Annotated in this window: 23 protein-coding genes and 1 other RNA gene; 13 read left to right on the forward strand and 11 right to left on the reverse strand. The window is 63.3% G+C overall.

Annotated elements, in window-relative coordinates:
* The first annotated feature begins 135 nt into the window (after window positions 1-135).
* A complete protein-coding gene (locus AC1Q67_RS08375; RefSeq protein ID WP_492234484.1) occupies window positions 136-1,344 on the forward strand; it encodes a DNA recombination protein RmuC in 1,209 nt (402 codons plus the stop codon).
* Window positions 1,345-1,518: 174 nt separating this feature from the next.
* Window positions 1,519-2,886 carry an AmpG family muropeptide MFS transporter gene (locus tag AC1Q67_RS08380; protein WP_492234483.1) on the forward strand — a complete coding sequence of 456 codons (1,368 nt, stop codon included), beginning with the start codon at window positions 1,519-1,521 and terminating at the stop codon, window positions 2,884-2,886.
* 3 nt (window positions 2,887-2,889) lie between these two features.
* On the opposite strand, the gene AC1Q67_RS08385 is transcribed toward AC1Q67_RS08380, so the two are convergent.
* From AC1Q67_RS08385 to ffs, 6 genes are all read right to left on the reverse strand, one after another.
* Complete coding sequence (locus AC1Q67_RS08385) at window positions 2,890-3,459, reverse strand: GDSL-type esterase/lipase family protein (protein WP_492234482.1); 570 nt, start codon at window positions 3,457-3,459, stop codon at window positions 2,890-2,892.
* A 67-nt stretch (window positions 3,460-3,526) separates the two neighbouring features.
* A complete protein-coding gene (locus AC1Q67_RS08390; RefSeq protein WP_492234481.1) occupies window positions 3,527-3,949 on the reverse strand; it encodes a hypothetical protein in 423 nt (140 codons plus the stop codon).
* A gap of 18 nt (window positions 3,950-3,967) precedes the next feature.
* Window positions 3,968-4,573, reverse strand: a complete 606-nt coding sequence (recR, locus tag AC1Q67_RS08395; RefSeq protein ID WP_492234480.1) for a recombination mediator RecR — start codon at window positions 4,571-4,573, stop codon at window positions 3,968-3,970.
* 36 nt (window positions 4,574-4,609) lie between these two features.
* Window positions 4,610-4,930, reverse strand: coding sequence for a YbaB/EbfC family nucleoid-associated protein (locus AC1Q67_RS08400; RefSeq protein WP_492234479.1), 321 nt, complete (start codon window positions 4,928-4,930; stop codon window positions 4,610-4,612).
* 74 nt (window positions 4,931-5,004) lie between these two features.
* Window positions 5,005-6,870 carry a DNA polymerase III subunit gamma/tau gene (locus AC1Q67_RS08405; RefSeq protein WP_492235688.1) on the reverse strand — a complete coding sequence of 622 codons (1,866 nt, stop codon included), beginning with the start codon at window positions 6,868-6,870 and terminating at the stop codon, window positions 5,005-5,007.
* Between the two features lie 88 nt (window positions 6,871-6,958).
* An RNA gene (gene ffs / locus AC1Q67_RS08410) (signal recognition particle sRNA small type) lies at window positions 6,959-7,055 on the reverse strand.
* Between the two features lie 238 nt (window positions 7,056-7,293).
* On the opposite strand from ffs, the gene AC1Q67_RS08415 reads away from it, so the two are divergent.
* The 6 genes from AC1Q67_RS08415 to AC1Q67_RS08440 all read left to right on the forward strand — a co-directional run bounded on the left by AC1Q67_RS08415 (window position 7,294) and on the right by AC1Q67_RS08440 (window position 12,402).
* Window positions 7,294-7,713, forward strand: a complete 420-nt coding sequence (locus tag AC1Q67_RS08415; protein WP_024574442.1) for an HIT domain-containing protein — start codon at window positions 7,294-7,296, stop codon at window positions 7,711-7,713.
* A 20-nt stretch (window positions 7,714-7,733) separates the two neighbouring features.
* Window positions 7,734-8,675, forward strand: coding sequence for an NAD(+) diphosphatase (nudC, locus tag AC1Q67_RS08420; protein ID WP_492234478.1), 942 nt, complete (start codon window positions 7,734-7,736; stop codon window positions 8,673-8,675).
* Window positions 8,676-8,757: 82 nt separating this feature from the next.
* Complete coding sequence (locus AC1Q67_RS08425) at window positions 8,758-9,714, forward strand: sugar kinase (RefSeq protein WP_492234477.1); 957 nt, start codon at window positions 8,758-8,760, stop codon at window positions 9,712-9,714.
* Window positions 9,715-9,806: 92 nt separating this feature from the next.
* The gene (locus AC1Q67_RS08430) at window positions 9,807-10,316 is read left to right on the forward strand and encodes an Lrp/AsnC family transcriptional regulator (RefSeq protein WP_024574445.1); all 510 of its coding nucleotides are present in this window, start codon (window positions 9,807-9,809) and stop codon (window positions 10,314-10,316) included.
* Window positions 10,317-10,468: 152 nt separating this feature from the next.
* On the forward strand, window positions 10,469-11,509 hold the full coding sequence (locus tag AC1Q67_RS08435) for a YeiH family protein (protein WP_492234476.1): 1,041 nt from the start codon (window positions 10,469-10,471) through the stop codon (window positions 11,507-11,509).
* 8 nt (window positions 11,510-11,517) lie between these two features.
* Window positions 11,518-12,402, forward strand: a complete 885-nt coding sequence (locus AC1Q67_RS08440) for a LysR family transcriptional regulator (RefSeq protein ID WP_492234475.1) — start codon at window positions 11,518-11,520, stop codon at window positions 12,400-12,402.
* Window positions 12,403-12,457: 55 nt separating this feature from the next.
* Here AC1Q67_RS08440 and AC1Q67_RS08445 read toward each other — a convergent pair whose 3' ends face one another.
* Complete coding sequence (locus AC1Q67_RS08445) at window positions 12,458-13,957, reverse strand: phosphomannomutase/phosphoglucomutase (protein ID WP_492234474.1); 1,500 nt, start codon at window positions 13,955-13,957, stop codon at window positions 12,458-12,460.
* A gap of 146 nt (window positions 13,958-14,103) precedes the next feature.
* On the opposite strand from AC1Q67_RS08445, the gene AC1Q67_RS08450 reads away from it, so the two are divergent.
* Entirely contained in the window at window positions 14,104-14,706 is a 603-nt protein-coding gene (locus AC1Q67_RS08450) for a DUF938 domain-containing protein (RefSeq protein ID WP_492234473.1), read from the forward strand.
* Window positions 14,707-14,802: 96 nt separating this feature from the next.
* Here the strand turns inward: AC1Q67_RS08450 and AC1Q67_RS08455 are convergent, their stop codons facing one another.
* From AC1Q67_RS08455 to AC1Q67_RS08465, 3 genes are all read right to left on the reverse strand, one after another.
* Window positions 14,803-15,342, reverse strand: a complete 540-nt coding sequence (locus AC1Q67_RS08455) for a TIGR02281 family clan AA aspartic protease (RefSeq protein WP_492234472.1) — start codon at window positions 15,340-15,342, stop codon at window positions 14,803-14,805.
* Between the two features lie 131 nt (window positions 15,343-15,473).
* On the reverse strand, window positions 15,474-17,945 hold the full coding sequence (hrpB, locus tag AC1Q67_RS08460; RefSeq protein WP_492235687.1) for an ATP-dependent helicase HrpB: 2,472 nt from the start codon (window positions 17,943-17,945) through the stop codon (window positions 15,474-15,476).
* 104 nt (window positions 17,946-18,049) lie between these two features.
* Entirely contained in the window at window positions 18,050-19,360 is a 1,311-nt protein-coding gene (locus AC1Q67_RS08465; RefSeq protein WP_492234471.1) for a UDP-glucose dehydrogenase family protein, read from the reverse strand.
* Between the two features lie 152 nt (window positions 19,361-19,512).
* On the opposite strand from AC1Q67_RS08465, the gene AC1Q67_RS08470 reads away from it, so the two are divergent.
* The 3 genes from AC1Q67_RS08470 to AC1Q67_RS08480 all read left to right on the forward strand — a co-directional run bounded on the left by AC1Q67_RS08470 (window position 19,513) and on the right by AC1Q67_RS08480 (window position 24,508).
* The gene (locus AC1Q67_RS08470; protein ID WP_492234470.1) at window positions 19,513-20,571 is read left to right on the forward strand and encodes an acyltransferase family protein; all 1,059 of its coding nucleotides are present in this window, start codon (window positions 19,513-19,515) and stop codon (window positions 20,569-20,571) included.
* A 206-nt stretch (window positions 20,572-20,777) separates the two neighbouring features.
* Window positions 20,778-23,864, forward strand: coding sequence for a DNA polymerase I (polA, locus tag AC1Q67_RS08475; RefSeq protein ID WP_492234469.1), 3,087 nt, complete (start codon window positions 20,778-20,780; stop codon window positions 23,862-23,864).
* Window positions 23,865-23,887: 23 nt separating this feature from the next.
* Complete coding sequence (locus AC1Q67_RS08480; RefSeq protein WP_492234468.1) at window positions 23,888-24,508, forward strand: LysE family translocator; 621 nt, start codon at window positions 23,888-23,890, stop codon at window positions 24,506-24,508.
* A gap of 3 nt (window positions 24,509-24,511) precedes the next feature.
* On the opposite strand, the gene AC1Q67_RS08485 is transcribed toward AC1Q67_RS08480, so the two are convergent.
* A complete protein-coding gene (locus AC1Q67_RS08485; RefSeq protein ID WP_492234467.1) occupies window positions 24,512-25,138 on the reverse strand; it encodes a glutathione S-transferase family protein in 627 nt (208 codons plus the stop codon).
* A gap of 110 nt (window positions 25,139-25,248) precedes the next feature.
* Here AC1Q67_RS08485 and pyrE point away from each other — a divergent pair, with 110 nt between their 5' ends.
* A complete protein-coding gene (pyrE, locus tag AC1Q67_RS08490) occupies window positions 25,249-25,812 on the forward strand; it encodes an orotate phosphoribosyltransferase (protein ID WP_492234466.1) in 564 nt (187 codons plus the stop codon).
* Window positions 25,813-25,871 lie beyond the last annotated feature (59 nt).

The raw sequence follows: 25,871 nt of genomic DNA on the forward strand, positions 1-25,871 counted from the left end.
CCGTTGTGGGGTCAGGCGCTTGGCTGGAGGCAAATGCCGTTAACCGACGATTAACCATAAAAAACAAGACGTTATTAACCATAAAATGTTCCCTATTCGTTCGCGTCGAGCACCGAATCGGGTTACAAAGGGGGCATGAACGAGATTCTTTTCATGGCCGGCGATCTGCCGGTTCGCGTAGGCGATGCCCTCATCGCATTCGGCGTGCTTGCGCTGCTGCTGCTGCTGACCATCGCCATCGTCATCGCGCGCTCCGGCCGCAAGGGTGCTGAGGCGGCCATGGCGCAGGCAGTGCGCGCCGACGAGCTTGAAGAGCGGCTCGCGGAGGTCCTGCGCATGCAGAGCGAATCCACCGGCCGGGTCCATGAAATGGGGCAAGCGCTGGTGGGACGCCAGGCGGAGATGGCCCGCGCCGTCAACGAGCGGCTGGATTCGGTGACGCATCGCGTCGGCCAGTCCATGGAACAGACCACGCGCAACACCATGGACTCCTTGCGGGTGCTGCACGAGCGCCTCGGCATCATCGACAATGCGCACAAGAATCTCACCGACCTCACCTCTCAGGTGACGACCCTGCGCGACGTGCTCGCCAACAAGCAGTCACGCGGCGCGTTCGGTCAGGCGCGGATGGAAGCCATCGTGCAGGACGGTATGCCGAAAGACTCCTATGCCTTTCAGCACACGCTCTCGAACCGGACCCGCCCGGACTGCGTGATTTTCCTGCCCGATCAGCGCCCGCTGTGCGTCGATGCAAAATTTCCGCTGGAAGCCTTCACCGCGCTCCGCGATGCGCGCAGCGACGAGGAAAAGAAAGTCGCCACCCAGCGGCTGCGGCAGGACGTGATGAAGCACGTCAACGACATCGCCGAGAAGTATCTCATTCCCGGCGAGACGCAGGATACGGCGCTGATGTTCGTGCCCTCGGAATCGGTCTACGCTGAAATCCACGATGGCTTCGACGATGTGATCCAGAAGGCCTACCGGGCGCGGATCGTGCTGGTGTCGCCCTCGCTTTTGATGCTGGCGATCCAGGTGATGCAGCAGATCCTGAAAGACGCGCGGATGCGCGATGCCGCCGACCAGATCCGCACCGAAGTGATGCACATGTCGGACGATCTCGGCCGTCTGCGCGACCGCGTGCTCAAGCTGCAGAAAGATTTCGGCAACGTAAATGAAGACGTCCGCCAGATCCTGATTTCGGCGGAGAAGATCGAGAAGCGCGCCGGCCGCATCGAGGAACTGGATTTCAGCAAGAGCAGCGAGCCCGCCGACGCGCGCATCGTGACCGGCGGCAGCGATCTGTTCCCGGCCCACCCGCTCCGCAAATTGCAGGCGGGCGAATAATCGTCGCAATCGGGACTTACCCCACCCCGGCGCTTCGCGCCGACCCTCCCCACGGGGGAGGGAGAAGAAAGACTTTGTGCTCGCCACACCTCCTATCCCTCCCCTCGATGGGGAGGGTGGCTGACCAGGTCAGCCGGGTGGGGTGATCGGCCAAGAATCTGCTAACACCATCGCATGACAGCACCCGATAGCGCCGAACCAGTCTCAGCTCCCCGCGCCTCGTGGCGCGAGGCATTTGCAGTCTATCTGCAGAAGCGCGTGCTGATCGTGCTGTTCCTCGGCTTCTCGTCGGGACTGCCGCTGGCACTGTCCGGCTCCACGCTTCTGGTGTGGATGCGGGAGTCCGGCGTCGATCTCGGCACCATCGGCCTGTTCGCTTTGGTCGGCACGCCCTACACGCTGAAATTTCTCTGGGCGCCACTGGTGGACGCGCTGCATGTGCCGCTGCTGACGCGCCTGCTCGGGCGGCGGCGCGGCTGGCTGGTGTTCGCGCAACTGCTTTTGATCGGAGCGATCCTGCTGCTGGCGGTGACCGATCCGGCGCGCTCGCCATTCTATGTTGCGCTCGGTGCGCTGCTTGTCGCGGCCGCGTCGGCAACGCAGGATATCGTGGTCGATGCCTTTCGCGTCGAAAGCCTGCCGGAGAGCGAGCAGGCCGCCGGCATGGCTTCGTACGTCGCCGCCTACCGCGTCGGCATGCTGATCTCCACTGCCGGCGCGCTGTTTCTGGTCAGTGCATTCGAAGGCACCGGCCTGACCAAGCCGATCGCGTGGATGTGGGGCTACATCGCAATGGCCGCGATGGTGCTGATCGGGATGATCGCGGCGCTTGTCGCCACCGAACCCGAACAGTCGCGCCGCGCCGAAGCAGCAACCTCCGGTGAGAACGCGATCTCCCGCGTCGTCAGCGCCGCCGTCGGCGCATTTACCGAATTCCTGACCCGCAAGGACGTCTGGGCGGTGCTCGCCTTCGTGATCCTCTACAAGTTCACGGATTCATTTTCCGGCACCATGACCGCGCCGTTCGTGATCGATCTTGGATTCACGCGCAACGATTATGCCGCCATCGTCAAGGGCGTCGGGCTTGCCGCGACACTGGTCGGCGGCTTTGCCGGAGGCTTTCTCGCGCGCGCATGGTCGCTGGAAGCGTGTCTGTGGATCGGCGGCGTGCTGCAGGCGATTTCGAATCTCGCCTTCGCCTGGCTGGCCTTTGTCGGACACAATCAATGGGCGCTGGCGCTGGCGATCACGGTCGAGAACTTTACCGGCGCCATCGGCACAGTGATCTTCGTCGCCTATCTGTCATCGCTGTGTCAGAGTCCGCTGCACACCGCGACCCAGTACGCACTGCTCACCGCCTTCGCCGCCATCGGCAGAACCTATCTCTCCGCGGGCGCGGGCTATGTCGCGCAGGCCACCGGCTGGCCGGCGTTCTTCGTGCTCAGCGTGCTGGTCGCGGTGCCGAGCTTGATCCTGCTGGCGTGGCTACAGCGGCGCGGGCACTTCAAGACGCTGGCACGGCGCGAAGCCATCGCGGCGTAATGCTCAGGCGGCCTTCTTCTTCGCGGCCTTTGAGACCAGCGCCGCAACCGGCCCGATGGTCTTGCCGACCATCTTTCTGTAGCCCGCCGCATTGAAATGCCCATCCCCGCCGCCGACAATGAGCGCAGGGTTCTTGTGATCCGCCACGTTGTAAACCGGCGGCCGGATCACATAGGTGTCGATCCCCTTCGCCCGCAGGCGGCTGACGATACCGGCGACGTTGGCCTGAACTTCCGCCATGCTGACGCCGCGCTTGATATCGTTGATGCCGATCCAGATCACCACAACGCGCGTGCCTGACGGCACCGCTGAATCCAGTCGTCCCGCAAGGCCCGAACTGGTGTCGCCATTAATGCCGCCATTGCTGACGCTCACATTCAGACCCCGGGCATTGAGCGCGGCCTGAAGCTGGCTCGGGTAATTCTCCGAGGGCGAGATGCCCTTGCCGTAAACGTTGCTGTCGCCGATCACCGCGACCTGCACCTGCGCGCAGGCGGACTGCACAACAGCAGGCGCCGCCAGAAAGAAGACAGCAAGAAAAAAGGAAGCAAACAGGTTTCGCTGCAATGACATGACCCGCCCCAAAACTGATGTCTAAAATCAGCAGACTAGGGCTGGTTTCCAAACACCGTCAAGCGCGTCAATGCTTGGTCACGACGCTCCACTTTGTGACAATGGCATCGCTGAGCTGCCCGGCGGCCTGCGCACAGGCAATCTCGTTGGCCTTGAGCGCAATGCTTTTACCGATAAAGGGCTTCAGCGCCGCAGCTTCTGCATCGCTGTTGGTCACGATCTGAAATGTTTCGGGACCAGTCTCCAGATTGCACATGCCCGACGGCGGCGGCAGCCGGCGCGGCTCGCTGGTGAGCTGGTACGTGATGACGCGCTTCTTCTTCGGTCCCGAACGCATCGCGGTCAGTTCGCCGGACAGGACCTCACCGGTGTTGATCGGCTTGGCTTTCTGCTGCGCCATCGCGCCGGACGATGTGAGAACTGCAAGGCATACGGCCGTGCAGCCAGCGATTAATTTTGCCGGGGCATTCACGGACAGACGGGAGATCATGCGGTTTTCCATTGAGTTTCAGAACAGTGTCCGCTGCCGCATGGCGGCCGACAGCGTTCCTTCGTCGAGATAATCAAGCTCCCCGCCGACCGGCACGCCGTGCGCCAGCCGCGTGACTTTGACGTTGGCCTCCTGCAACAGGTCGGTGATGTAGTGCGCCGTGGTCTGGCCATCGACGGTTGCATTCAGCGCGAGGATGATTTCCGTGACGCGCGGATCGAGCGCGCGCTGCACCAGTGCATCGATGGTCAGATCCTGCGGGCCGACGCCGTCGAGCGGCGACAGTGTGGCGCCAAGCACGTGGTAGAATCCATTTGTGGCATGAGCGCGTTCGAGCGCCCACAAATCCGCAACATCCGCCACCACAACGATAATCGAGGGATCGCGCCGCGTGTCGGTGCAGACCGTGCAGGGATTTTGTGTGTCGATATTCCCGCAGGTGTTGCAGACCTGAATCTTGTCAATCGCCACCTGCAATGCCGCCGACAGCGGCGTCATCAGGGCTTCGCGCTTCTTGATCAGATGCAGCGCCGCGCGCCGCGCCGAGCGCGGGCCGAGCCCCGGCAGCCGCGCCAGCAACTGGATCAGCCGTTCGATTTCCGGACCTGCGACCGAGGAGACCATCAGAGCATTTTCACGTTGAGAAGGCGCATCGCGGCTCTAGCCGAGACCCAGCCCCGGCGGCAGGCCAAGGCCGCCGGTCAGCGCCTGCATCTTTTCCTGCATGGCGGCTTCGGCCTTGCGGCGCGCATCGTTGTGCGCGGTCACCAGCAGGTCTTCGAGAATCTCGCGCTCGTCGGCCTTCATCAGCGACGGATCGATCTTCACGGCCTTCACTTCGCCCTTGGCGGTCATGCGCACATTGACGAGACCGCCACCGGACAGGCCATCGACCTCGATGGTGTCGAGTTCATCCTGCAGCGCCTTCATCTTGGACTGAAGCTGCGCTGCCTGTTTCATCATACCGAGAAAGTCAGCCATGAACGGTCCTTTGTCGTTGATGTCCGGACATGATCTTGTCCGAAAACCGGTTTCCACTTTTCGGGATCATGTCCCTAGAGATCGTCGTCTTCTTCGGCGGCCGCAACCGGTCCGGACTCATCAGCGCCGGAACCGGTATCCGGCGCGATGCGCCGTACTTCCACCAGTTGCGTGCCGGGAAACCGCGACATCACGGCCTGCACGCGCGGATCGGCCTGCACGCCGTCGGTGAGCTTTTCCTTCGCCGCCTGCGCCTGCGCGCGCAGCGTCGGCTGACCTTCCTCGTTGGAGACGATCACGGTCCAGCGCCGTCCGGTCCAGAACTCGAGTTTGCGCGACAGATCGTTGATCACCGAACGCGCAGCGCTGCGCTCGAGCGCGACCTCGAGCCGTCCGTCTTCCATCCGCACCAGCCGCATGTCGGATTCCAGTGCGGACTTGATCTGCAAATCGCGTTTTTCGCCGGCCAGAGCGACAACCTCGGCGAACGTATTCAGCCGCCGCGCGGGCGCCGCTTCCACCGGGGCCGGCGCAGGAACGCTCATCTGCGGACGTGGCGTGGTGTCGAGTGCGGGCCGCGTGCTCGACCCCACCGCGCGAAGTTGCGAGCCGTCATCGCCGCTTGAGGAAAGCGCAGCAGACGGCGCGCGCGGTGCAGCGCCACCGGCACCATTGCCGGCAGGCATCGGCGATGAACCGCCGCCGGCATCGATCATCTTGATCGCCTCGTCGGGCGTCGGCAGATCGGACACATAGGCGATGCGCACCAGCACCATTTCGGCAGCCGCCTGAGGACGCGTCGCGGACTGCACCTCGGCGATGCCCTTGAGCAGCATCTGCCACATCCGCGACAGCACCCGCATCGAAAGCTTGGCGGCGAAATCGCGGCCGCGCGTGCGCTCGGTTTCGCCCAGCGCCAGATTGTCCGCCGTCGCCGGAACGACTTTCACCCGCGTCACGAAATTCACGAATTCCGCAAGATCGCTGAGCACCACCACCGGATCGGCGCCGGTATCGTACTGATCGCGGAATTCCTTGAAGGCCGCCGCGATGTCGCCGCTCGCCAGCGACTGAAACAGATCGATGACGCGGGTGCGATCGGCCAGACCCAGCATCTGCCGCACATCCTCGGCGCGCACCGTGCCAGCGGCATGCGCAATCGCCTGATCGAACAGCGACAGCGAATCGCGCACCGAGCCCTCGGCGGCGCGCGCGATCAGACCCAGCGCCTCGGGTTCGGTCGCAACGCCTTCCTTGTTGGCGATGTTCGCCAGATGCGCCATCAGCACATCCGAATCGACGCGCCGCAGATCGAAGCGCTGGCAGCGCGACAGCACCGTCACCGGCACCTTGCGAATTTCAGTGGTGGCGAACACGAACTTGGCGTGCTCGGGCGGCTCTTCCAGCGTCTTCAGGAAGGCGTTGAACGCCTTCTCCGAGAGCATGTGGACTTCGTCGATGATGTAGACCTTGTAACGCGCGCTCGACGGCGCATAGCGCACGCCGTCGGTAATCTGCCGCACGTCATCGATGCCGGTGTGCGACGCCGCGTCCATTTCGAGAATGTCGATATGCCGGCTTTCCATGATCGCCTGGCAATGCACGCCCATCTTCGGCATGTGGATGGTCGGACCTTTCACCGAGCCATCCGGCAATTCGTAATTGAGAGCGCGGGCGAGGATGCGCGCGGTCGTGGTCTTGCCAACGCCGCGGACACCGGTGAGAATCCAGGCCTGCGGAACGCGCCCCGCCTCGAACGAGTTCGAGATGGTGCGAACCATCGCTTCCTGCCCGATCAGATCCTCGAATGTGCCGGGACGGTATTTGCGGGCGAGCACGCGATAGCCGGACCCCGAACCTGCCGAGGGGGCTGGCGTTCCGCCGAGCTCGAAACCGGGCTGATCGTCCGCAATCGCGCCGGCCATATCAGCACCAGCCATGTCAGCATCGGTCATCAATCGATCCGCGATTGAGCACGCTAGGCACCAGGCGCGCGTTGCGCCGCTGCGGACGCACGAAAAAAGAGAAGTAGGAGACTGACGAGCGACCCGATCCGGACCTCGTTAGGGCTGCTTCCTTCCGGACCTGACCCGGTTGGCGAGTGGCTCGTCCACCGCCAATCTCCCGGTCCCTATTTGGGGCCAAAAGCGCCGGAAAGCAAGCGCGCGGGAAGCCTTCGCACCACGTTGTTTCAGCTTGCAAAATGGCCCGCCTTCCGGCCCCGCGGCCACGGGTCCCGCCCCGGCATGACAAAGGCATGGAAGCCCCGCGCAAAGCCGGGCATGACAGGTGTTGTTTGCAGCACTGCACTCTGCAAAATTGCCGGAACCGCTCGTGTTCCGCATCCGACGTTCAGAAACCCTATGTCCGCCTCCGCCTGGTCGCTCAACTCCACCCTTGAAAAAGACACCATCAACATCGGCGATCTGCCGCTGTCGCGTGTGCTTGTCATCAAGGATGCGAATTATCCGTGGCTGCTGCTGGTGCCGCGCCGCCCGGACACAGTCGAGATCATCGACCTCAGCGAGATCGAACAGGCGCAACTCATGACCGAGATCAACCGCGTGGCCCGGGCGCTGAAAGAGGTCACCAAGCCCGACAAGCTGAACATCGCGGCGCTGGGCAACGTCGTTCCCCAGCTGCATGTTCATATCATTGCACGCCGGACCTCGGATGCCGCATGGCCGCGGCCGGTCTGGGGCGTGGTGCCGCCCCTGGCCCACGATCCGCAGGAAGTCGATACCTTCATCGCAGCGCTTCGCCGCAAGATCTGGCTGAGCTGATTTTCAAAGAGCCGAAATCAATGACAACAAAAGAGAATCCCTTTCCGCTCGGACAGCCCGGCTTCGTGTCGCATCCGATCGACCGCGCCGCTCATATCCGCACCGACGCGGAGAAACTGTTCGCGCTGGAAACCCACCGCGACGCGCGGGCCTATGTGGTTCATCGCGATTCGCTGGTGGTCACCCTGGGTGCCGATGGTCCCCGCGCACTGCTGACGCTGGAGGAAGCGCACAAGTTCGGCGCCAATCCCGGCACCATCTTTCTCGGGCTGCATGAAGGCGCGGCGATATTCGGCATGGGCATCAGCGCCACCGCCGCCGAAAACCTGATGGGCCGGCAGGACGTCGGCGTGGAAAATCTGCGGGCGGTTGCCGCAAGCGGCGCCATACCGGCGCGCGAACTCTCCACCATCGCGATGGCGAAGTCGCTGGTGAGCTGGCACCAGCGCCACGGCTTCTGCGCCAACTGCGGTTCGCGCTCATCGATGGCGGATGGCGGCTGGAAGCGCATTTGCCCAAGCTGCAAGACCGAACACTTTCCGCGTACCGATCCGGTCGTGATCATGCTGGTGACCGCGGGCGACAAATGCCTGATGGGCCGTCAGTCGCAGTTTCCGCCGACCATGTGGTCATGCCTCGCCGGATTCGTCGAAGCCGCCGAGACCATCGAGAACGCCGTGCAGCGCGAGATTCTCGAAGAGGCCGGCATCCACTGCACCGACGTGCGCTATTACATGACGCAGCCGTGGCCCTATCCATCGTCGCTGATGATCGGCTGCACCGCGCGCGCCACCACCACCGACATCGTGGTCGACAAGACCGAACTCGAAGATGCACGATGGTTCAGCCGTGACGAGGCCGTGGCGATGCTCGCCAGGACTCACCCCGAGGGCCTGACGGGCCCTCATCCGGTCGCAATCGCGCACCACCTTCTGGCGAACTGGATCAAGGAAACAGCCTGACCGATTTTTACGGTTCCCTTGAACGGGAACCGCGTGGCGTGTCATCGATTGTCTCAATCACGAGCATTTCCGGCGAGGCGCAGTGTCAGTGAATATCCATCATCAATCACCCAAGACATCCCCACGTATCGTCTGTATCGGGATGCCGGTGCGCGATCTTATTTTCCGCGTGCCGGAAGTGCCCGCGCGCGGCCAGAAAGAATATGCCAGCGAGTTCGTCGAGGTGGCCGGCGGCAATTCGCCCAACGCCGCCATTTCGATTTCGCGGCTCGGCGGGCGTGTTCTGCTGACAGGCCCGATCGGCGGACTGCTGGCGGCGAGCAACGCCATCATCGATGATCAATTCAGAAGTGAGGGGATCGACACCAGCGGCCTCGTGGTCGTCGATGGCGTGGTCACACCGATCTCCAGCGTGCTGATCGATCCGAGCGGTGAGCGCACCATCGCCACCTTCCGCGATCCCAAACTATGGACCGTGACGCTGCCGCCATTGGACACGCTGCTCGCCGACTGCGATGCCATTCTGATCGAAAGCCGCTGCGCGGAATTCGGCACCGATGTGTGCGCGGAAGCCCATCGCCGCGGCATTCCCGTCGTCATTGACGGCGACCGGATCATGTCGATGCGTGAAGGACTGCTGCAGGTCGCCTCGCACATCATCTTTTCGACGGAGGCGCTGCGGGCGACGGCCGGAGAGAGCGACGATATCGCAGCGCTGCGCAGGCTCGCGCAGGTGACCCCCGCGTTTCTCGGCGTGACGTCCGGCGCCCGAGGTGTCGAGTGGCTGGACGAAAGGGGCGAGCCGAAACACATGCCGGCTTTCCCGGTCCATACCGTCGATACGCTGGGTGCGGGCGACGCCTTCCATGGCGCGTTCACGCTGGCCGTGGCGGAAGGACAACCGCTCGAGCAGGCGATGCGATTCGCCTCGGCGACGGCCGCGCTGAAATGCACCCGCTTCGGAGGCGCCTTCGGCTCCCCGGAGCGCGCCGAGGTCGACACCCTTTTGGCCTCCAGCACGGTCGCTCTCCCAGCATAGAGGCCCTCTAAAGCCGGAAATCTGGGCTTGTCAGAGAATGATTTTCTATATATGAGGTATGCAACCCTCAATTATGGAAGAAAGTTCTTCTAATGTCTGACGCTGCTGTAGCAATTATTGATGCTCCGCGCCGCCTTGACGCGATAGATCGCAAGATTCTGACCGTACTCCAGGACGATGCTTCCCTTTCGGTGGCCGAAATCGGCGACCGGGTCGGTCTGTCGTCGACGCCGTGCTGGAAGCGCATCCAGCGCATGGAAGCCGAAGGTATTATCCTGCGCCGTGTCGCGCTGGTCGATCAGAACAAGATCGGCCTCGGGATTTCGGTGTTCGTCTCGGTGGAGAGCGGCGATCACTCCGACGCCTGGCTGAAGAAATTCGCCGACGCCGTCAGCGCCATGCCCGAGGTGATGGAATTCTACCGGATGGCCGGTGATGTCGATTACATGCTGCGCGTGGTCGTCGCCGACATGCAGAGCTACGACATCTTCTACAAGAAGCTCATCAGCGCGGTGGCGCTGAAGAACGTCACGTCACGCTTTGCGATGGAAAAGATCAAGTCGGTGACGGCGCTGCCGGTCCCGGCGCTCTCCGGCGCCTGAGCCGCACGGATTTCACAAAGCCCGCCTGCGGAAACGCCGGCGGGCTTTCTGCGTCCTGAACAATCTATTTTCTCGATTGAATTTACCGATATAATCAGTTTGATTGATCGATAGCGATTTGCGATTTTTCGGCCGAAATAAGGAGTTCGGCCATGACTGCTCAAACACTTGCCGATACGGAAAGCCATCATCAGCGTGTGCCGGTTGCATCGGAGATCATGCCGGGCCTGCTGCTGACCGCGCTCATTACGGCGGCGGCCTTCGGCCTGCGCGAACTGCCCGACGTCAGCACATTCAGCCCGCTGATTCTCGCCATCGTTCTGGGCATGGTCTTTCACAATGCCATCGGCACACCGTTGCGCGCCAAGGCTGGCGTGACCTTTGCTCTCCGCAAGGTTTTGCGCTTCGCTATCATCCTGCTTGGATTGCAACTCACCGCGGCGCAGATCGCGGACGTCGGCCCGGCGGGTATCGCCGTGATCGCACTGACGCTGGTCGCGACATTCGTCTTCACAACCTGGGCCGGACGGCTGCTGGGTGTGGAGAAGAAGCTCACCGAACTGATCGCAGCGGGCACATCGATCTGCGGCGCTTCCGCCGTGATCGCCACCAACACCGTGACCAACGCCGGTGACGAGGATGTCGCCTATGCGGTGGCCTGCGTCACGGTGTTCGGCTCGATCGCGATGTTTGTCTATCCGCTGCTGCCGGCACTGCTGCATCTCGACGCACGCGCCTACGGCCTGTGGAGCGGCGCATCGATCCACGAGATCGCGCAGGTTGTCGCTGCCGCATATCAGGACGGCCGGCAGGCCGGTGAGTTCGGCACCATCGCCAAGCTCTCCCGCGTCGCGATGCTGGCGCCGATGGTCATCGCCCTCGGGCTGATGGCAAACCGCTCCAACCGCAGGGCGGGTGTGACGAGCGCGGGCGGCCGCGCGCCTATGCCGTGGTTCGTGCTGGGCTTCGCCGCGCTGGTCGGGCTCAACAGCATTGTTACGATCCCGCCGGAGGCAAAAAGCATCATCGTCACCGCAACGACCGTCCTGCTTTCGATGGCGCTGGCCGCGATGGGACTCGAAACCGACATCGGCAAACTGCGCGCCAAGGGATTGCGGCCACTGGCGCTCGGCGCCGCGGCCTTCCTCTTCATCGCAGCATTCAGCCTGATGCTCGTGAAGATCACCACATAGGACATCGCATGACACTCGAGCAACTCCGGATTTTTGTCGCGGTCGCTGAACAGGAGCATATGACGCGCGCCGCCGAAGCGCTCCACCTGACGCAGTCGGCCACCAGCGCGGCCATCGCCGCGCTTGAGGAGCGGCACGCCGTGCGGCTGTTCGACCGGGTCGGTCGCAATATCAGGCTGACCACCGCCGGCCGGCTGTTCGTGACCGAAGCGCGCGCCGTGCTGGCGCGCACCGCCGCCGCCGAGGCGATGCTGGCGGATCTTGCCGGACTGAAGCGTGGGTCGCTGTCGCTCGCCGCCAGCCAGACCGTCGGCAATTACTGGCTGCCGCAGGTGATCCACCGCTATCATTCCCTTTATCCCGGCATCACGCTGGATCTGAAGATCGGCAATACCGATCAGGTGACCTCGTGGGTGCAGAACGGCCGCGCGGATCTCGGACTTGTCGAAGGTGCAATCGACGATCCCGCACTATCGGTTCGCGCCGTCGGCGAAGACGAACTGGTGCTGGTGGTGGGCGCATCGCATCCCTGGGCGGGGAAGCGCGCGCCGAAGCTCGCCGAGCTGAAGGCCGTACGCTGGGTCGCGCGCGAGCAAGGCTCCGGCACCCGCAAGATATTCGAAACCGCGCTGGCGAGCCTCGGTCTCGCGGCCCGTGATATCAACATCGTCCTGGAATTGCCGTCCAACGAATCCGTTCGCGGCGCCGTGATCGCCGGCGCAGGAGCAACGATCCTGTCGAAACTGGTGGCAACGAACACCCTGACATCGGGAGCGCTCGTCGCGCTCAAGGTTCCGCTGCCATCCCGTAGCTTCTTCCTGCTGCGCCACAAGGAGCGTCACATGACACAGGCAGAGAAGGAATTTGCGAAGCTGATCGAAGTCATCCGATAGAACACTGGTCCGCTCCGATCGTGACCAGCGCCTGACGTGCGGAGATGACGCTCCGTCAGATCTTCTGATTGTACTCGCCGACTTCCGGATGGGTCCGCAGCACCGAATCCATCGCCTCGAACATGTCGCGCATGCGCTGTTCGGAGACCGGGCTCTCGACCACCACCACAAGCTCCGGCTTGTTGGATGAGGCGCGCACCAGCCCCCAGCTTCCGTCTTCGCAGGTGACGCGTACGCCGTTGACGGTGACCAGATCGCGGATCGGCTGGCCGGCGACCTTGGCGCCCTTCGCCTTCTGATCCTCGAAATGCTTCACCACCTGCGCGACGATTCCGTACTTGGTCTCATCGGAGCAGTGCGGCGACATGGTCGGCGATGACCAGGTCTTCGGCAGCGCGTCCTTGAGGTCCGCCATGGTCTTGCCCGGCGCGTGATCCAGCATTTCGCACACCGCGATCGCGGAGACGAGGCCGTCGTCGTAACCGCGCCCGACCGGCGCGTTGAAGAAGAAGTGGCCGGACTTCTCGAAGCCCGCCAGCGCCTTCAATTCATGGGTGCGGCGCTTCATGTAGGAATGGCCAGTCTTCCAGTACGTGGTGTGGGCGCCCTGCTTCTCCAGCACCGGATCGGTGACGAACAGGCCGGTCGATTTCACGTCGACCACGAACTGCGCATTCTTGTGAATCGCGGACATGTCGCGCGCCAGCATCACGCCGACCTTGTCGGCGAAGATTTCCTCGCCGGTATTGTCCACCACGCCGCAGCGGTCGCCGTCGCCGTCGAAGCCGAGGCCGACATCGGCCTTGTGCTCAAGCACCGCATCGCGGATCGCGTGCAGCATTTCCATGTCTTCGGGATTCGGATTGTACTTCGGGAAGGTGTGATCGAGATCCACATCGAGCGGGATTACCTCGCAGCCGATCGCTTCCATCACCTTCGGCGCGAACGCGCCCGCGGTGCCGTTGCCGCATGCGACAACAACCTTGAGCTTGCGCTTCAGCTTCGGGCGGTTGGTGAGATCGGCGATGTAGCGCGCCGGGAAATTCTCGTGAAACTGATATCCGCCCGCGGGCTTCAGCTTGAAATCGGCGTTGAGCACGATCTCCTTCAGCCGGGTCATTTCGTCCGGCCCGAACGTCAGCGGGCGGTTCGCGCCCATCTTCACACCGGTCCAGCCGTTGTCGTTGTGCGAGGCAGTCACCATCGCGACGCACGGCACGTCGAGATCGAACTGCGCGAAATATGCCATCGGCGTCACCGCGAGGCCGATGTCATGAACCTTGCAGCCGGAGGCCAGAAGGCCAGAGATCAGCGCGTATTTGATCGAGGCGGAGTAGCTGCGGAAATCGTGCGCGGTGACCATCTCCTGCTTCTGGCCCATCTCGCCGATCAGGGTGCCGAGGCCCATGCCGAGGGCCTGAATGCCCATCAGGTTGATTTCCTTGCCGAACAGCCAGCGCGCATCGTATTCGCGGAAGCCCGTGGCCTTCACCATCGGCTCGGATTCATAGGCATAGGTGTTCGGAATCAGTTCGGGCTTTGGCTTCGGAAACATTCAGATGGCCTCGTGACAATGCGGCGGGCGATATCCAGCAGCTTTAGCGAATGCTTGGAACCGTGGAAAGGCGGGAGCCAAGCATTTACGAATGAAATGCGGCATATTGGCAGCAGCCTTAATGCCGCGTCCGGATTGAACACAGCATGAATGACCGCCGCCTTGAGTATCCCGCCACCTTGCGTAACCGCGACGCCATTCTTGAGGTGCTGCGCGGTGTGTTGCCCCCGTCGGGACTCGTGCTTGAGATCGCCAGCGGCTCCGGCGAGCATGTTGTGCATTTCGCCCGGGCGTTTCCGGGCCTGACGTTCCAGCCGTCGGACCCCGAGGACGCCGCCTTGCAAAGCATCGAAGCCTGGACGCAGGACAGCGGTCTTTCCAATGTGCGGTTACCCCTGAAGCTGGATGCATCGTCGGAGCAATGGCCGGTGACCGCCGCCGACGCCATCCTCTGCATCAACATGATCCATATTTCTCCCTGGCAGGCGACGACAGGCCTGATGCGCGGCGCGGCAAAACTGCTGCGCACCGGCGCGCCGCTCTATCTGTACGGACCGTACCGGCGAGCGGATGTGGTCACTGCGCCAAGCAACGAAGCGTTCGATGCCAGTCTCAAGTCCCGGAATCCGGAATGGGGATTGCGCGATCTGGAAGCTGTCGCGGATCTGGCGCGGACTGAGGGATTCTCGGCACCGGCGATCACTGAAATGCCGGCGAACAATCTGAGCGTGGTGTTTCGGCGGATATAGTCGTCATTGCGAGCGAAGCGAAGCAATCCAGAGCGGCAGGCACGAAGCTGGATTGCTTCGTCGTAAGTGCTCCTCGCAATGACGCGATATAGCGAACTATTGCTCCATCACCAGCTTGCCGCCGGCCATTTCAAACCGGCGAAGCTTCGACAGATACGACATGCCGAGCAGATTTTCCGACAGCGCGTCGTCGGGCAGCACCAGCGCATCGACGTCGCGTACCACGAGCCCGCCGACATCGACCATGGCGAGACGGGTGCGTGCGGCCCTGATCGAGCCGTTGGCGGTTGAAACATTCGCGGTGTATTCGCTGGGCCGCGGACGGATTCCGATCAGCGCCGCCGAACTCTCGTTCAGCGCAATCACCGACGCACCGGTATCGACCATGAAACCAAGACGCCGGCCATCGACGCGCGCATCGGTCTGGAAGTGCCCCCGGCTGTCGCGCGAAATGGTGACACTCCGCAGGCCGGCATTGCCCGTGGTTTTCGGCTGCACCGATGCGAAGGCGTTCATGGCCTTCGACTTGTCGACGGCATGGGCCTGCGCCTTTTGCGACGTCATCTGGTCCGCGACTTTCGCCATGGACGTGCCGAACACAATCAGCAGGGCCGCCAGAATCATGATGTTACGCATACGCCTACACCTGCATCACCCGGTCCCGCGCGAACCTTACGCGAACCTCCTGACGGCGGGCGCAAGCATGACCGTCCCAGCGTCCGCAAAGACCGCTTTTTCCGAAATAAGGGTGAGGGAAGCGTTAATTCTCACGTTCCGCGCGGCTTGACCCGGCGGGTTGGCGGCGCGGACGCCGGGTCTTCCGGCCAGGGATGGCGCGGGTAACGCCCCCGCAGATCGGAGCGAACCGCTGCATAGGACCCCCGCCAGAAGCCCGGCAGATCGCGCGTCACCTGTACCGGGCGATGCGCCGGCGACAGCAGTTCCAGCACCAGCGGGATTTTGCCCTTCGCGATCGACGGATGGACATTGAGCCCGAACAATTCCTGCAACCTCACCGCAATGGTCGGCCCCTGCTCGGCCTCATAGTCGATCGGCAGCGAGGTTCCGGTCGGTGCCTCGAAATGCGTCGGCGCTTCGCGATCGAGTCGCGCGCGCATCTCCCACGGCAGCAGATTCATCAGCGCATCGGACAGATCGCCTGCGGAAAAATTTGCCAGCGATGTCTTGTCGAACAGTGCAGGAACCAGCCAATCCGCGTGTGTCTCTATCAATGCGCTATCGGACAAATCCGGCCAGTCTTCTGGAGATGCCGCGCGCAAAAACATCACACGGTCGCGCCACTGCTTCAGTGATTTCGACCAGGGCAGACGATCCAATCCCAATGCGACGAGACCATTGGCCAGCACCCGCCCCGTTTCCGCCGATGGCGACACCGCCAGCGTCTGCTCCGACAGCGTGATAGCGTGAAGTTTCTTCCTGCGCCGGGCACGCAGCGCCATCGCGGCGCGATCGAACGTGATCTCATCGTCAGTCTGGATGTGATCGGCGAACTGCGCCTCGATCTCCCCTTGCGTGATCGGCGCGGCCAAGAGGATACGCCCGTTCGCCGCCGTGCCGGTCAGTTCGGCCACGGCGATATAAGGCGATTTCGCCAATGCCGAAGTCTGCTCAACGCTCGCACCACGCCCGTTGGCCAGCACGAACGAGCCGTTGCCGCGATTGCGCGCAACGCGATCCGGAAACGCGAGTGCGAGCATGAGACCGGTGGAGAGTGAACGATCTGTGACGTCGAACGGTTCACTCGCCGCAACCTGCTTCGCCCAGCGATCCGCCAGTTGCCGCGCGCTTTGCGCCCGCTGCGAGCGGTCGCGGCGAAAGTTATCCAGCCGTGCATCGAGGTCGGCGCTGTCACCGCCAAGGCCGCGTTCGGTGAGAATGGCAGCGATCAGCGCGGCTTCATCGCCAGAGCCGAGCCGATGCGAATCCACGATCATGCGCGCAAGGCGCGGCGGCAGCGCCAGCGCGCGCAGACTGTTGCCCTCGGGCGTGATGCGGCCTGCCTCATCGAGTGCGTTGAGTTCACGTAGCAAGGCACGCGCCTCGGTCAGCGCCGGCAGCGGCGGCGGATCGAGGAAGGCGAGAGCCGAAGGATCGGCCGCGCCCCAGTGCGCGAGGTCGAGCACCAGCGACGACAGATCGGCGGACAAAATCTCGGGCCGTGTATAGGCCTCCAGCGATGCGGTCTGCGGCTCGTCCCACAGCCGGTAGCACACGCCAGGCTCGGTGCGCCCGGCGCGGCCGCGGCGCTGATCGACGGCGGCGCGCGAGGCGCGAATGGTTTCAAGCCGCGTCAGGCCGATGTCGGGTTCATAACGCGGCACCCGCGCCATCCCGGAATCGACCACGATGCGCACGCCCTCGATCGTCAGCGATGTCTCGGCAATCGAGGTGGCCAGCACCACCTTGCGTTGCCCCTTCGGCGGCGGCGAAATCGCGCGATCCTGCACGCCGGCATCGAGCGCGCCGAACAGCGGCACGATCTCGGTGTTGGGATCGCTGACACGCTCGCTGAGAAAATTCTGGGTGCGGCGGATTTCGGCGGCGCCGGGCAGGAACGCCAGCACCGAACCGCTATCTGCACGCAGCGCCGTGGCGATGGCCTCCGCCATCTGCCGTTCGATCTGCACATCCGGCTTGCGGCCGAGATAGCGTGTGTCGACCGGAAACGCGCGGCCTTCGCTGGCGATCACCGGACAATCGCCGAGCAGCTTCGCGACCCGCGCGCCATCGAGCGTCGCCGACATCACCAGAATACGCAGATCCTCGCGCAGGCCGGTCTGCGCATCGCGCGCCAACGCGAGGCCGAGGTCGGCATCGAGCGAGCGCTCATGAAATTCGTCGAACAGCACGGCGGCGACGCCGCACAACTCGGGATCGTCGAGAATCTGCCGGGTGAAGATCCCCTCGGTGACCACCTCGATCCGGGTTGCACGAGAAATCTTCGAGCCGAACCGCACGCGGTAGCCGACCGTCTCGCCAACCTTCTCGCCCAAGGTCTGCGCCATGCGCTCGGCGGCGGCACGCGCGGCGATCCGGCGCGGCTCCAGCACGATGATCTTCTTCTTGCCGGCCCAGCCCGCATCCAGCAGCGCCAGCGGCACGCGCGTGGTCTTGCCCGCGCCCGGCGGCGCGACCAGCACGGCAGTGCTGCTGCGCGCGAGCGTCGACGTCAGGTCATCGAGAACAGCATCGATGGGAAGAGGGGTGGAGAAGTTCATCATCGGGACAAGATATATCCGTCATTGCGAGCGAAGCGAAGCAATCCACACTAAGGAAAGCTGGATTGCTTCGTCGCAAGTGCTCCTCGCAATGACGCCGGGGCCTACACCGCCCCGCGCCCGACGCTTTCATAGGTAAAGCCCAGCGCTTCCATCTCGTCGCGGCGGTAGATGTTGCGCAGATCGACCATCACCGGATTGGCCATTTCGCGCTTCAGCCGCTTCAGATCGAGCGCGCGGAACTGCCGCCACTCGGTGACAATCACCAGCGCATCGGCATCCTTGGCAACGGCATAGGGATCCTCGCAATAGGTGATATCCGGCAGCTCGCTCTTCGCCTGCTCCATCCCGGCGGGATCGTAGGCGCGCACTTTCGCACCGAGATCGAGCAGACCCGTCACCAGCGGAATCGACGGCGCTTCGCGCATGTCGTCGGTGTCCGGCTTGAACGTCAACCCAAGAAGACCGATGGTCTTGCCGCGCAGATTGCCGCCGAGCGCGGTTGAGACCTTGCGCGCCATGGCGCGCTTGCGATTGTCATTCACCGCAAGCACCGCCTCGACGATCCGCAGCGGTACATCATGGTCCAGCGCGGTCTTGACCAGCGCGCGGGTGTCCTTCGGAAAGCACGAGCCGCCGAAGCCGGGACCGGCGTTGAGAAACTTGGGGCCGATGCGGTTGTCGAGACCGATGCCGCGCGCAACCTCCTGCACGTCCGCGCCGACTTTCTCCGACAGATCCGCCATCTCGTTGATGAAGGTGATCTTGGTCGCAAGAAATGCGTTGGCAGCGTACTTGATCAGCTCCGCCGTACGGCGCTCGGTGTACATGATCGGCGCCTGGTTGAGATAGAGCGGCCGGTAGACTTCGCCGAGCACCTTGCGTGCGCGCTCGTCATCAGTGCCAACCACAATGCGGTCGGGATGCTTGAAGTCGCGGATCGCCGCGCCCTCGCGCAGGAATTCAGGATTGGACGCCACCGCCACGTCGGCCTGCGGATTGGTTTCGCGGATGATGCGTTCGACCTCGTCGCCGGTGCCGACCGGCACGGTGGATTTGGTGACCACGACGGTGAAGCCCTGCAAGGCTTTCGCGATATCGCGGGCGGCGGCGTGCACATAGGTCAGGTCGGCATGGCCGTCGCCGCGCCGTGACGGCGTGCCGACCGCGATGAACACCGCGTCCGCCTTGCCCACGGGCCCGACGATATCGGTGGTGAAATCGAGCCGCCCCGCCTTGACGGACGCCTCGACCAGCCGGTCCAGATCGGGCTCGAAGATCGGAATTTCGCCCCGGTTAAGCGCATCGATCTTCCCCGCGTCGGTGTCGACGCAGGTCACGCGATGGCCGAAGTCCGCGAAGCAGGCCCCCGAAACCAGCCCTACATAGCCCGTGCCGATCATGGCAATCCGCATGTACCACCCGCTCCAAAACCCATTAACAATGTTTCGTTTCGCGGGGCTTTTAGCGCAATTCGGCGTGAATGGGGCACAACATTTGTATGAATAAAGGAGAATGAAACCCATGCGCCCCAGGATGGCGCGCCACTGGACCGAAACGGGACATCATGAGCAGCAACGGCACATCCGGCGCGCGCCCGTCGCCCGCCTCCGAGCGGATCGACTGGGTCGATTATGCCAAGGGCATCTGCATTGTCATGGTGGTGATGATGCACTCGACCCTGGGCGTCGAGGCCGCCGCGGGCAAACAGGGCTTCATGCATCTGCTGGTCGAGTTCGCAAAACCGTTCCGGATGCCGGATTTCTTCCTGATTTCGGGGCTGTTCCTGGCGCGGGTGATCAACCGCGACTGGCGCACCTATCTGGACCGCAAGGTGGTCCACTTCGCCTACTTCTACGTGCTGTGGGTGAGCATCCAGTTCGCCTTCAAGGCCCCCGCGTTCGCCGCCGAGCAGGGCTGGACCCATGTCGGTGTCATGTATCTGCAATCTTTCATCGAGCCGTTCGGCACGCTGTGGTTCATCTATCTGCTGCCGATCTTCTTTGTGGTGACCAAGGCCACCCTTCGCGTGCCTGCAATCGTGATCTGGCTTGCCGCCGCCGCGCTTGAAACCGCCCATGTCGCCACCGGCTGGACCGTGATCGACGAGTTCGCCGCGCGCTTTGTCTACTTCTACTCCGGCTATCTGTTTGCGAACTATGTCTTCGTGCTGGCGGACCGTGCGCGCGAGAAGCCCGGCACCGCGCTGATCGCCCTTGCGGCGTGGAGTGTTGCCAACGGCGTTCTGGTGTTCGCGGGCTACGGCGACCGGCCGGTGATTTCGCTCGCGCTCGGGTTCGCCGGCGCCTGCGCCATCATCGTCACCGGAACGCTGCTGGCCCGCGCCAACTGGCTCGGCTTCCTGCGCTACTGTGGCGAGCATTCCATCGTGATCTATCTGGCCTTCTTCCTGCCGATGGCGATCGTGCGGGTGGTACTGCTCAAGACCGGCATCGTGCCCGACATCGGGCTCGTCTCGCTGATCGACACCATCGCGGGTGTGGTCGGTGCGCTCCTGATGTGGTGGGGCGCCAAACGCGCCGGGCTCAATTTCCTGTTCGAGCGGCCTGCCATGTTCTGGATCGCGCCGAAGCAAGCACACCCCACATTGCAGGCGGCGGAGTAAATCCACCCACGATGTCGTCCCCGCGCAGGCAGGGACCCATACTCCCTCAGCAAGCGGTTCCTGTCGCGATTTTCCTGACCTTCAGTGGTTATGGGTCCCGGCTTGCGCGGGGACGACGCGATTTGTGAGCGCAACATCGAAATTTCCAGTGCGCATCTGTCCCGTGGAGGGGTGTTATTCGCAGCCAAAATCCTTAAGTTGCGGCCATGCCGAAAAAGCCCGCAACGCCCGCAACGTCATCCGCCGCAAAGGCTGAAAAGCCTGCCGCCACGAAACCCGCCGCCAGCGCGCCAGCCGCAAAGACCCCCGCCAAGGGCGATCATGTCTTTCTGGTGGACGGCTCGGGCTACATCTTCCGCGCCTATCACGCGCTGCCGCCGCTGAACCGCAAGTCCGACGGCTTGCAGGTCAACGCCGTGCTCGGTTTCTGCAACATGCTGTGGAAGCTGATGCGCGACATGCCGCCGGACAACCGGCCGACGCATCTGGCCATCATCTTCGACAAGTCGGAAGTCACGTTCCGCAACGAGCTCTATCCAGAATACAAGGCGCAGCGCGCCCCGGCCCCCGACGATCTCATTCCGCAGTTCGGGCTGATCCGAGAAGCCGTGCGCGCCTTCGACCTACCCTGCCTCGAACAATCCGGCTATGAGGCCGATGACCTGATCGCGACCTATGTGCGCGAAGCGTGCGAGCGCGGCGCGACCGCGACCATCGTCTCGTCCGACAAGGACCTGATGCAGCTCGTGACTGACTGCGTGTCGATGTACGACACTATGAAGGATCGCCGCATCGGCATTTCCGAAGTGATCGAGAAATTCGGCGTGCCGCCCGAGAAGGTGGTCGAGGTGCAGGCGCTGGCAGGCGACTCGGTCGATAACGTCCCCGGTGTGCCGGGCATCGGCATCAAGACCGCGGCCCAGCTCATCAACGAATATGGCGATCTCGAAACGCTGCTCAAGCGCGCCCCCGAGATCAAGCAGCCGAAGCGGCGCGAGGCACTGATCGAGAACGCGGACAAGGCACGCATCTCGAAGAAGCTCGTCCAGCTCGATGACCGCGTGAAGCTCGACGTGCCGCTGGACGATCTTGCGGTGCACGAGCCGGATTCGCGCAAGCTGATCGCCTTCCTGAAAGCGATGGAATTTTCCACGCTGACGCGGCGTGTTGCAGAGTATTCGCAGATTGATCCGTCGGACGTCGAAGCCGACGCCAGCATGAAAAGCTCGTTCGCGCCCGTCGATGTCGCAGCCGATTCACCCAAGACGCCGCCGCTCGGCGGCGAGCCTGATCTGTTCGCGCGCGGGACGGCCGAGAAAACGTCCAACGCCGGACAGTGGAGCGGGTCGCAGCCGAAGCAGGCCGCGGCATCCGCCAATGGCCCTCAGACGCCGAAAGCGCTGGCCGATGCGCGCGCCGAGGAAGCGCGCAGCGCGAAGTTCAATCGCGCCAAATACGCGACCATCAAGACCGTGGACGAATTGCAGCGCTGGGTCGCGCGCGCCTTCGACATCGGTCAGGTCGCCATCACCGTCGAAACATCGACCGCCGACCCAATGCAGGCGGAAATCTGCGGCATCTCGCTGGCCACCGGGATCAACGAGGCCTGTTACGTGCCGCTTGCGCACACCAAGCCCGGCGACGGCTCGGGTCTCTTTGCGGGCGGACTTGCGCCGGACCAGATCAAGGCGGCCGATGCGCTGGCTGCGCTCAAACCGCTGCTCACCAACGCGGGCGTTCTCAAGATCGGCCACGATCTGAAGTTCGATAGCGTGGTGCTGGCGCAGCACGGCATCGAGATGGCGCCGCTCGAAGACTCCATCCTGATTTCCTATGTGCTCGACGCCGGCCGCGCCAAGCACGATTACGAGTCACTGGCCGAAAGCTGGTTCGGCCACAAGGCCATCGGTTTCGGCGAATTGATCGGCAGCGGCAAGAACCGCATCAGCTACGATCAGGTGCCGGTCGACAAGGCGACGGAATACGCCGCAGAGCGCGCCGACATCGTGCTGCGGTTGTGGCGTGTGCTGAAACCGCGCCTGATGGCCTATCGCGTCAACACTGTCTACGAGACGCTGGAGCGGCCGCTGGTGTCGGTGCTCGCGCGCATGGAGCGGCGCGGCATTTCCATCGACAGACAGGTCTTGTCGCGCCTGTCCGGCGAGTTCGCGCAGACCGCTGCGCGGGTCGAAGCCGACATCCAGAAAATGGCCGGCGAGCCGATCAATCCGGGGAGCCCCAAGCAGCTCGGCGACATCATGTTCGGCAAGATGGGCCTGCCGGGGGGCGCGAAAACCAAGACCGGCGCATGGTCGACCTCCGCGCAGATTCTCGATGAACTGGCCGAAGCCGGACACGAATTTCCGGCGCGCGTTCTTGAGTGGCGGCAGGTCACCAAGCTGAAATCGACCTACACGGATTCACTGCCCGAATACGTCAATCCGCAAACCCAGCGCGTGCACACGACCTACGCGCTGGCCGCGACCACCACCGGACGGCTGTCGTCCAACGAGCCGAATCTCCAGAACATCCCGGTGCGCACCGAGGACGGCCGCAAGATCCGCAAGGCCTTCATCGCCACCAAGGGCCACAAGCTCGTCTCGGCGGATTACTCCCAGATCGAACTGCGCTTGCTAGCAGAGATCGCGGATATTCCGTCGCTGAAGCAGGCGTTTCACGACAAGCTCGACATCCATGCCATGACCGCGTCCGAAATGTTCGGCGTGCCGATCAAGGACATGCCCGCAGAAGTGCGCCGCCGCGCCAAGGCGATCAACTTCGGCATCATCTACGGGATCTCGGCGTTCGGCCTCGCCAACCAGCTCGGCATTCCGCGCGAGGAAGCCGGCGCTTACATCAAGAAGTATTTCGAGCGCTTCCCAGGCATCCGCGCCTACATGGATGCGACGCGCGATTTCTGCCGCGAGCATGGCTACGTGGAAACCATCTTCGGCCGCAAATGCCACTACCCGGACATCAAGGCGAGCAATCCCTCGATCCGCTCGTTCAACGAGCGCGCCGCGATCAACGCGCGGCTGCAGGGCTCAGCCGCCGATATCATCCGCCGCGCCATGATCCGGATGGAAGACGCACTCGCCGAGAAAAAGCTCTCTGCGCAGATGCTGCTGCAGGTCCACGACGAACTGATCTTCGAGGTGCCCGAGGACGAGGTGGCCAGGACGCTGCCGGTGATCCAGCATGTGATGCAGGACGCGCCATTCCCGGCGGTTTCGCTCTCGGTGCCATTGCAGGTCGATGCACGCGCCGCCAGCAACTGGGACGAGGCGCATTGATGGCCGGCGCGAGGTCATAGCGATTGTCCACATCCCTGCTCGCCTTCGCGCTGACATGCTTTGTCATCGAGATCACGCCCGGCCCGAACATGGCCTATCTTGCGGCGCTGTCGCTCTCGCAAGGCGTGCGGGCAGGCATCGCAGCCGTTGCCGGAATTGCACTCGGGCTCTCGGTTTATGGCGTAGCGGCCTCGCTCGGCCTCAGCGCGGTCATCGACAATTCGGCATTTCTCTATGAGACGCTACGCTGGGGCGGTGTCGCTTATCTGCTCTGGCTTGCATGGGATGCGTGGGCGGCCGAGCGCGACGTCGCGCCGGAAGCCGTCGAGGGCGGGATAGGTCCGTGGACCGCGTTCCGGCGCGGACTGATCACCAACCTTCTCAATCCGAAGGCCGCGGTCTTCTATGTCGCCGTGCTGCCGGACTTCATCCAGATCGGCAAAGGCTCGGTGGCGGCGCAGACACTGATGCTGTCGGCGATCTACGTCGGCATCGCCACCGCGATCCATCTCATCATCGTTCTGCTGGCCTCGCAGCTCCAGAGTGTGATCGCCACACCCGGGCTGCGCCGTACGGTTCGCCGCGTCCTCGCCGTGCTGCTGGCTGCCATCGCCGTCTGGTTCGCGCTGAGCACCAGCCGCTGAGATCTATCCCAGCTTCACCTCAAAGCCGCGCTTGACCCCCGGCCGCGCCATCATCGCCGCATACCAGCGCTTCACGTTCGGAAAATCCTCGAGCGCGACCTTGTGACGCTCATGCCGCCATGCCCAGCCGATGATCGCAAAGTCGGCGACCGAAATCCTGTCCGCGACAAATTCGCGCCCCTCGAGCCGGCGATCCAGCACGCCATAAAGCCGGCGTGTTTCCTTTGAAAATCGCTCGAGGCCGTAGCGCCGATCCTGCTCGTTTTCGAGTGCGATGAAATGATGCACCTGGCCGGGCATTGGCCCGAAGCCGCCCATCTGCCACATCAGCCATTCCAGCACCGGAATGCGCTCGCCCAGATCCTTCGGCAGGAACCGTCCGGTCTTCTCGCCGAGATACAGCAGGATCGCGCCCGACTCGAAGATGCTGACCGGCCTGCCGTGCGGGCCGTCCGGATCGATGATGGCAGGAATCTTGTTGTTCGGGCTGATCTTGAGGAAATCCGGCGCGAACTGCTCGTCCCTGGAGATGTTGATGGGGTGCACCTTGTAGGGCAGACCCATTTCCTCGAGTGCAACGCTGATCTTGCGGCCGTTCGGCGTATTCCAGGCATAAAAGTCGATGGTCATTTGCCGCCTTTTGTTGGTCTTGCGCTGTTGACGGTGAGCGATCCGCTGTGGAATGTCCACGCCGCAAGCCGTAAAATCCGCGAAATTCCCCTTAGCTTGAAGAGATTGCCTTGTCCAAATCAGCGTCCCGCGCCCGCCTCGCCGACATCATCCGCAAGCGCTCGTTCGGGCGCGGGGAAATCACGCTGGCCTCCGGCCGCAAGAGCGATTTCTACTTCAACCTGAAGCCCACCATGCTCGACCCCGAAGGCGCGGCGCTGCTCGCCGAACTGTCGCTGGATGCGCTGAAGGACGACAAGATCGATTACATCGGCGGGCTTGAAATGGGCGCGGTGCCGATCGCAGGCGCGATCGCGCAGCTGTCATGGCTGAAAGGAAATCCGATCGCCGCGTTCTTCGTGCGCAAGAAGCCGAAGGAACATGGCGCGCGACTCGCGGTCGAAGGCCTCGCCAAGGATGAAAGCCTCGCCGGCAAGCGCATTGTCATTGTCGAGGACGTCACCACCACCGGCGGCTCGGCGATCAAGGCGGTGGATGCGGTGAAGGATTCCGGCGGCGAGGTGGTGCTGGTGTTCACCATGGTCGACCGGGACGAAGGCGCAACCGAAGCATTCGCCGAAGCCGGCATTCCGTTCCGCGCGCTCTACAAGGCGGGCGAATTTCTCAAGAGCTGACATCTGCGCCCTCGCCCTGCCTGCGGGAGCGAGGGCGACGAGGAGGTATTTTTGACTGA

The sequence above is a fragment of the Afipia sp. GW823-FHT06G09 genome (assembly GCF_058794875.1).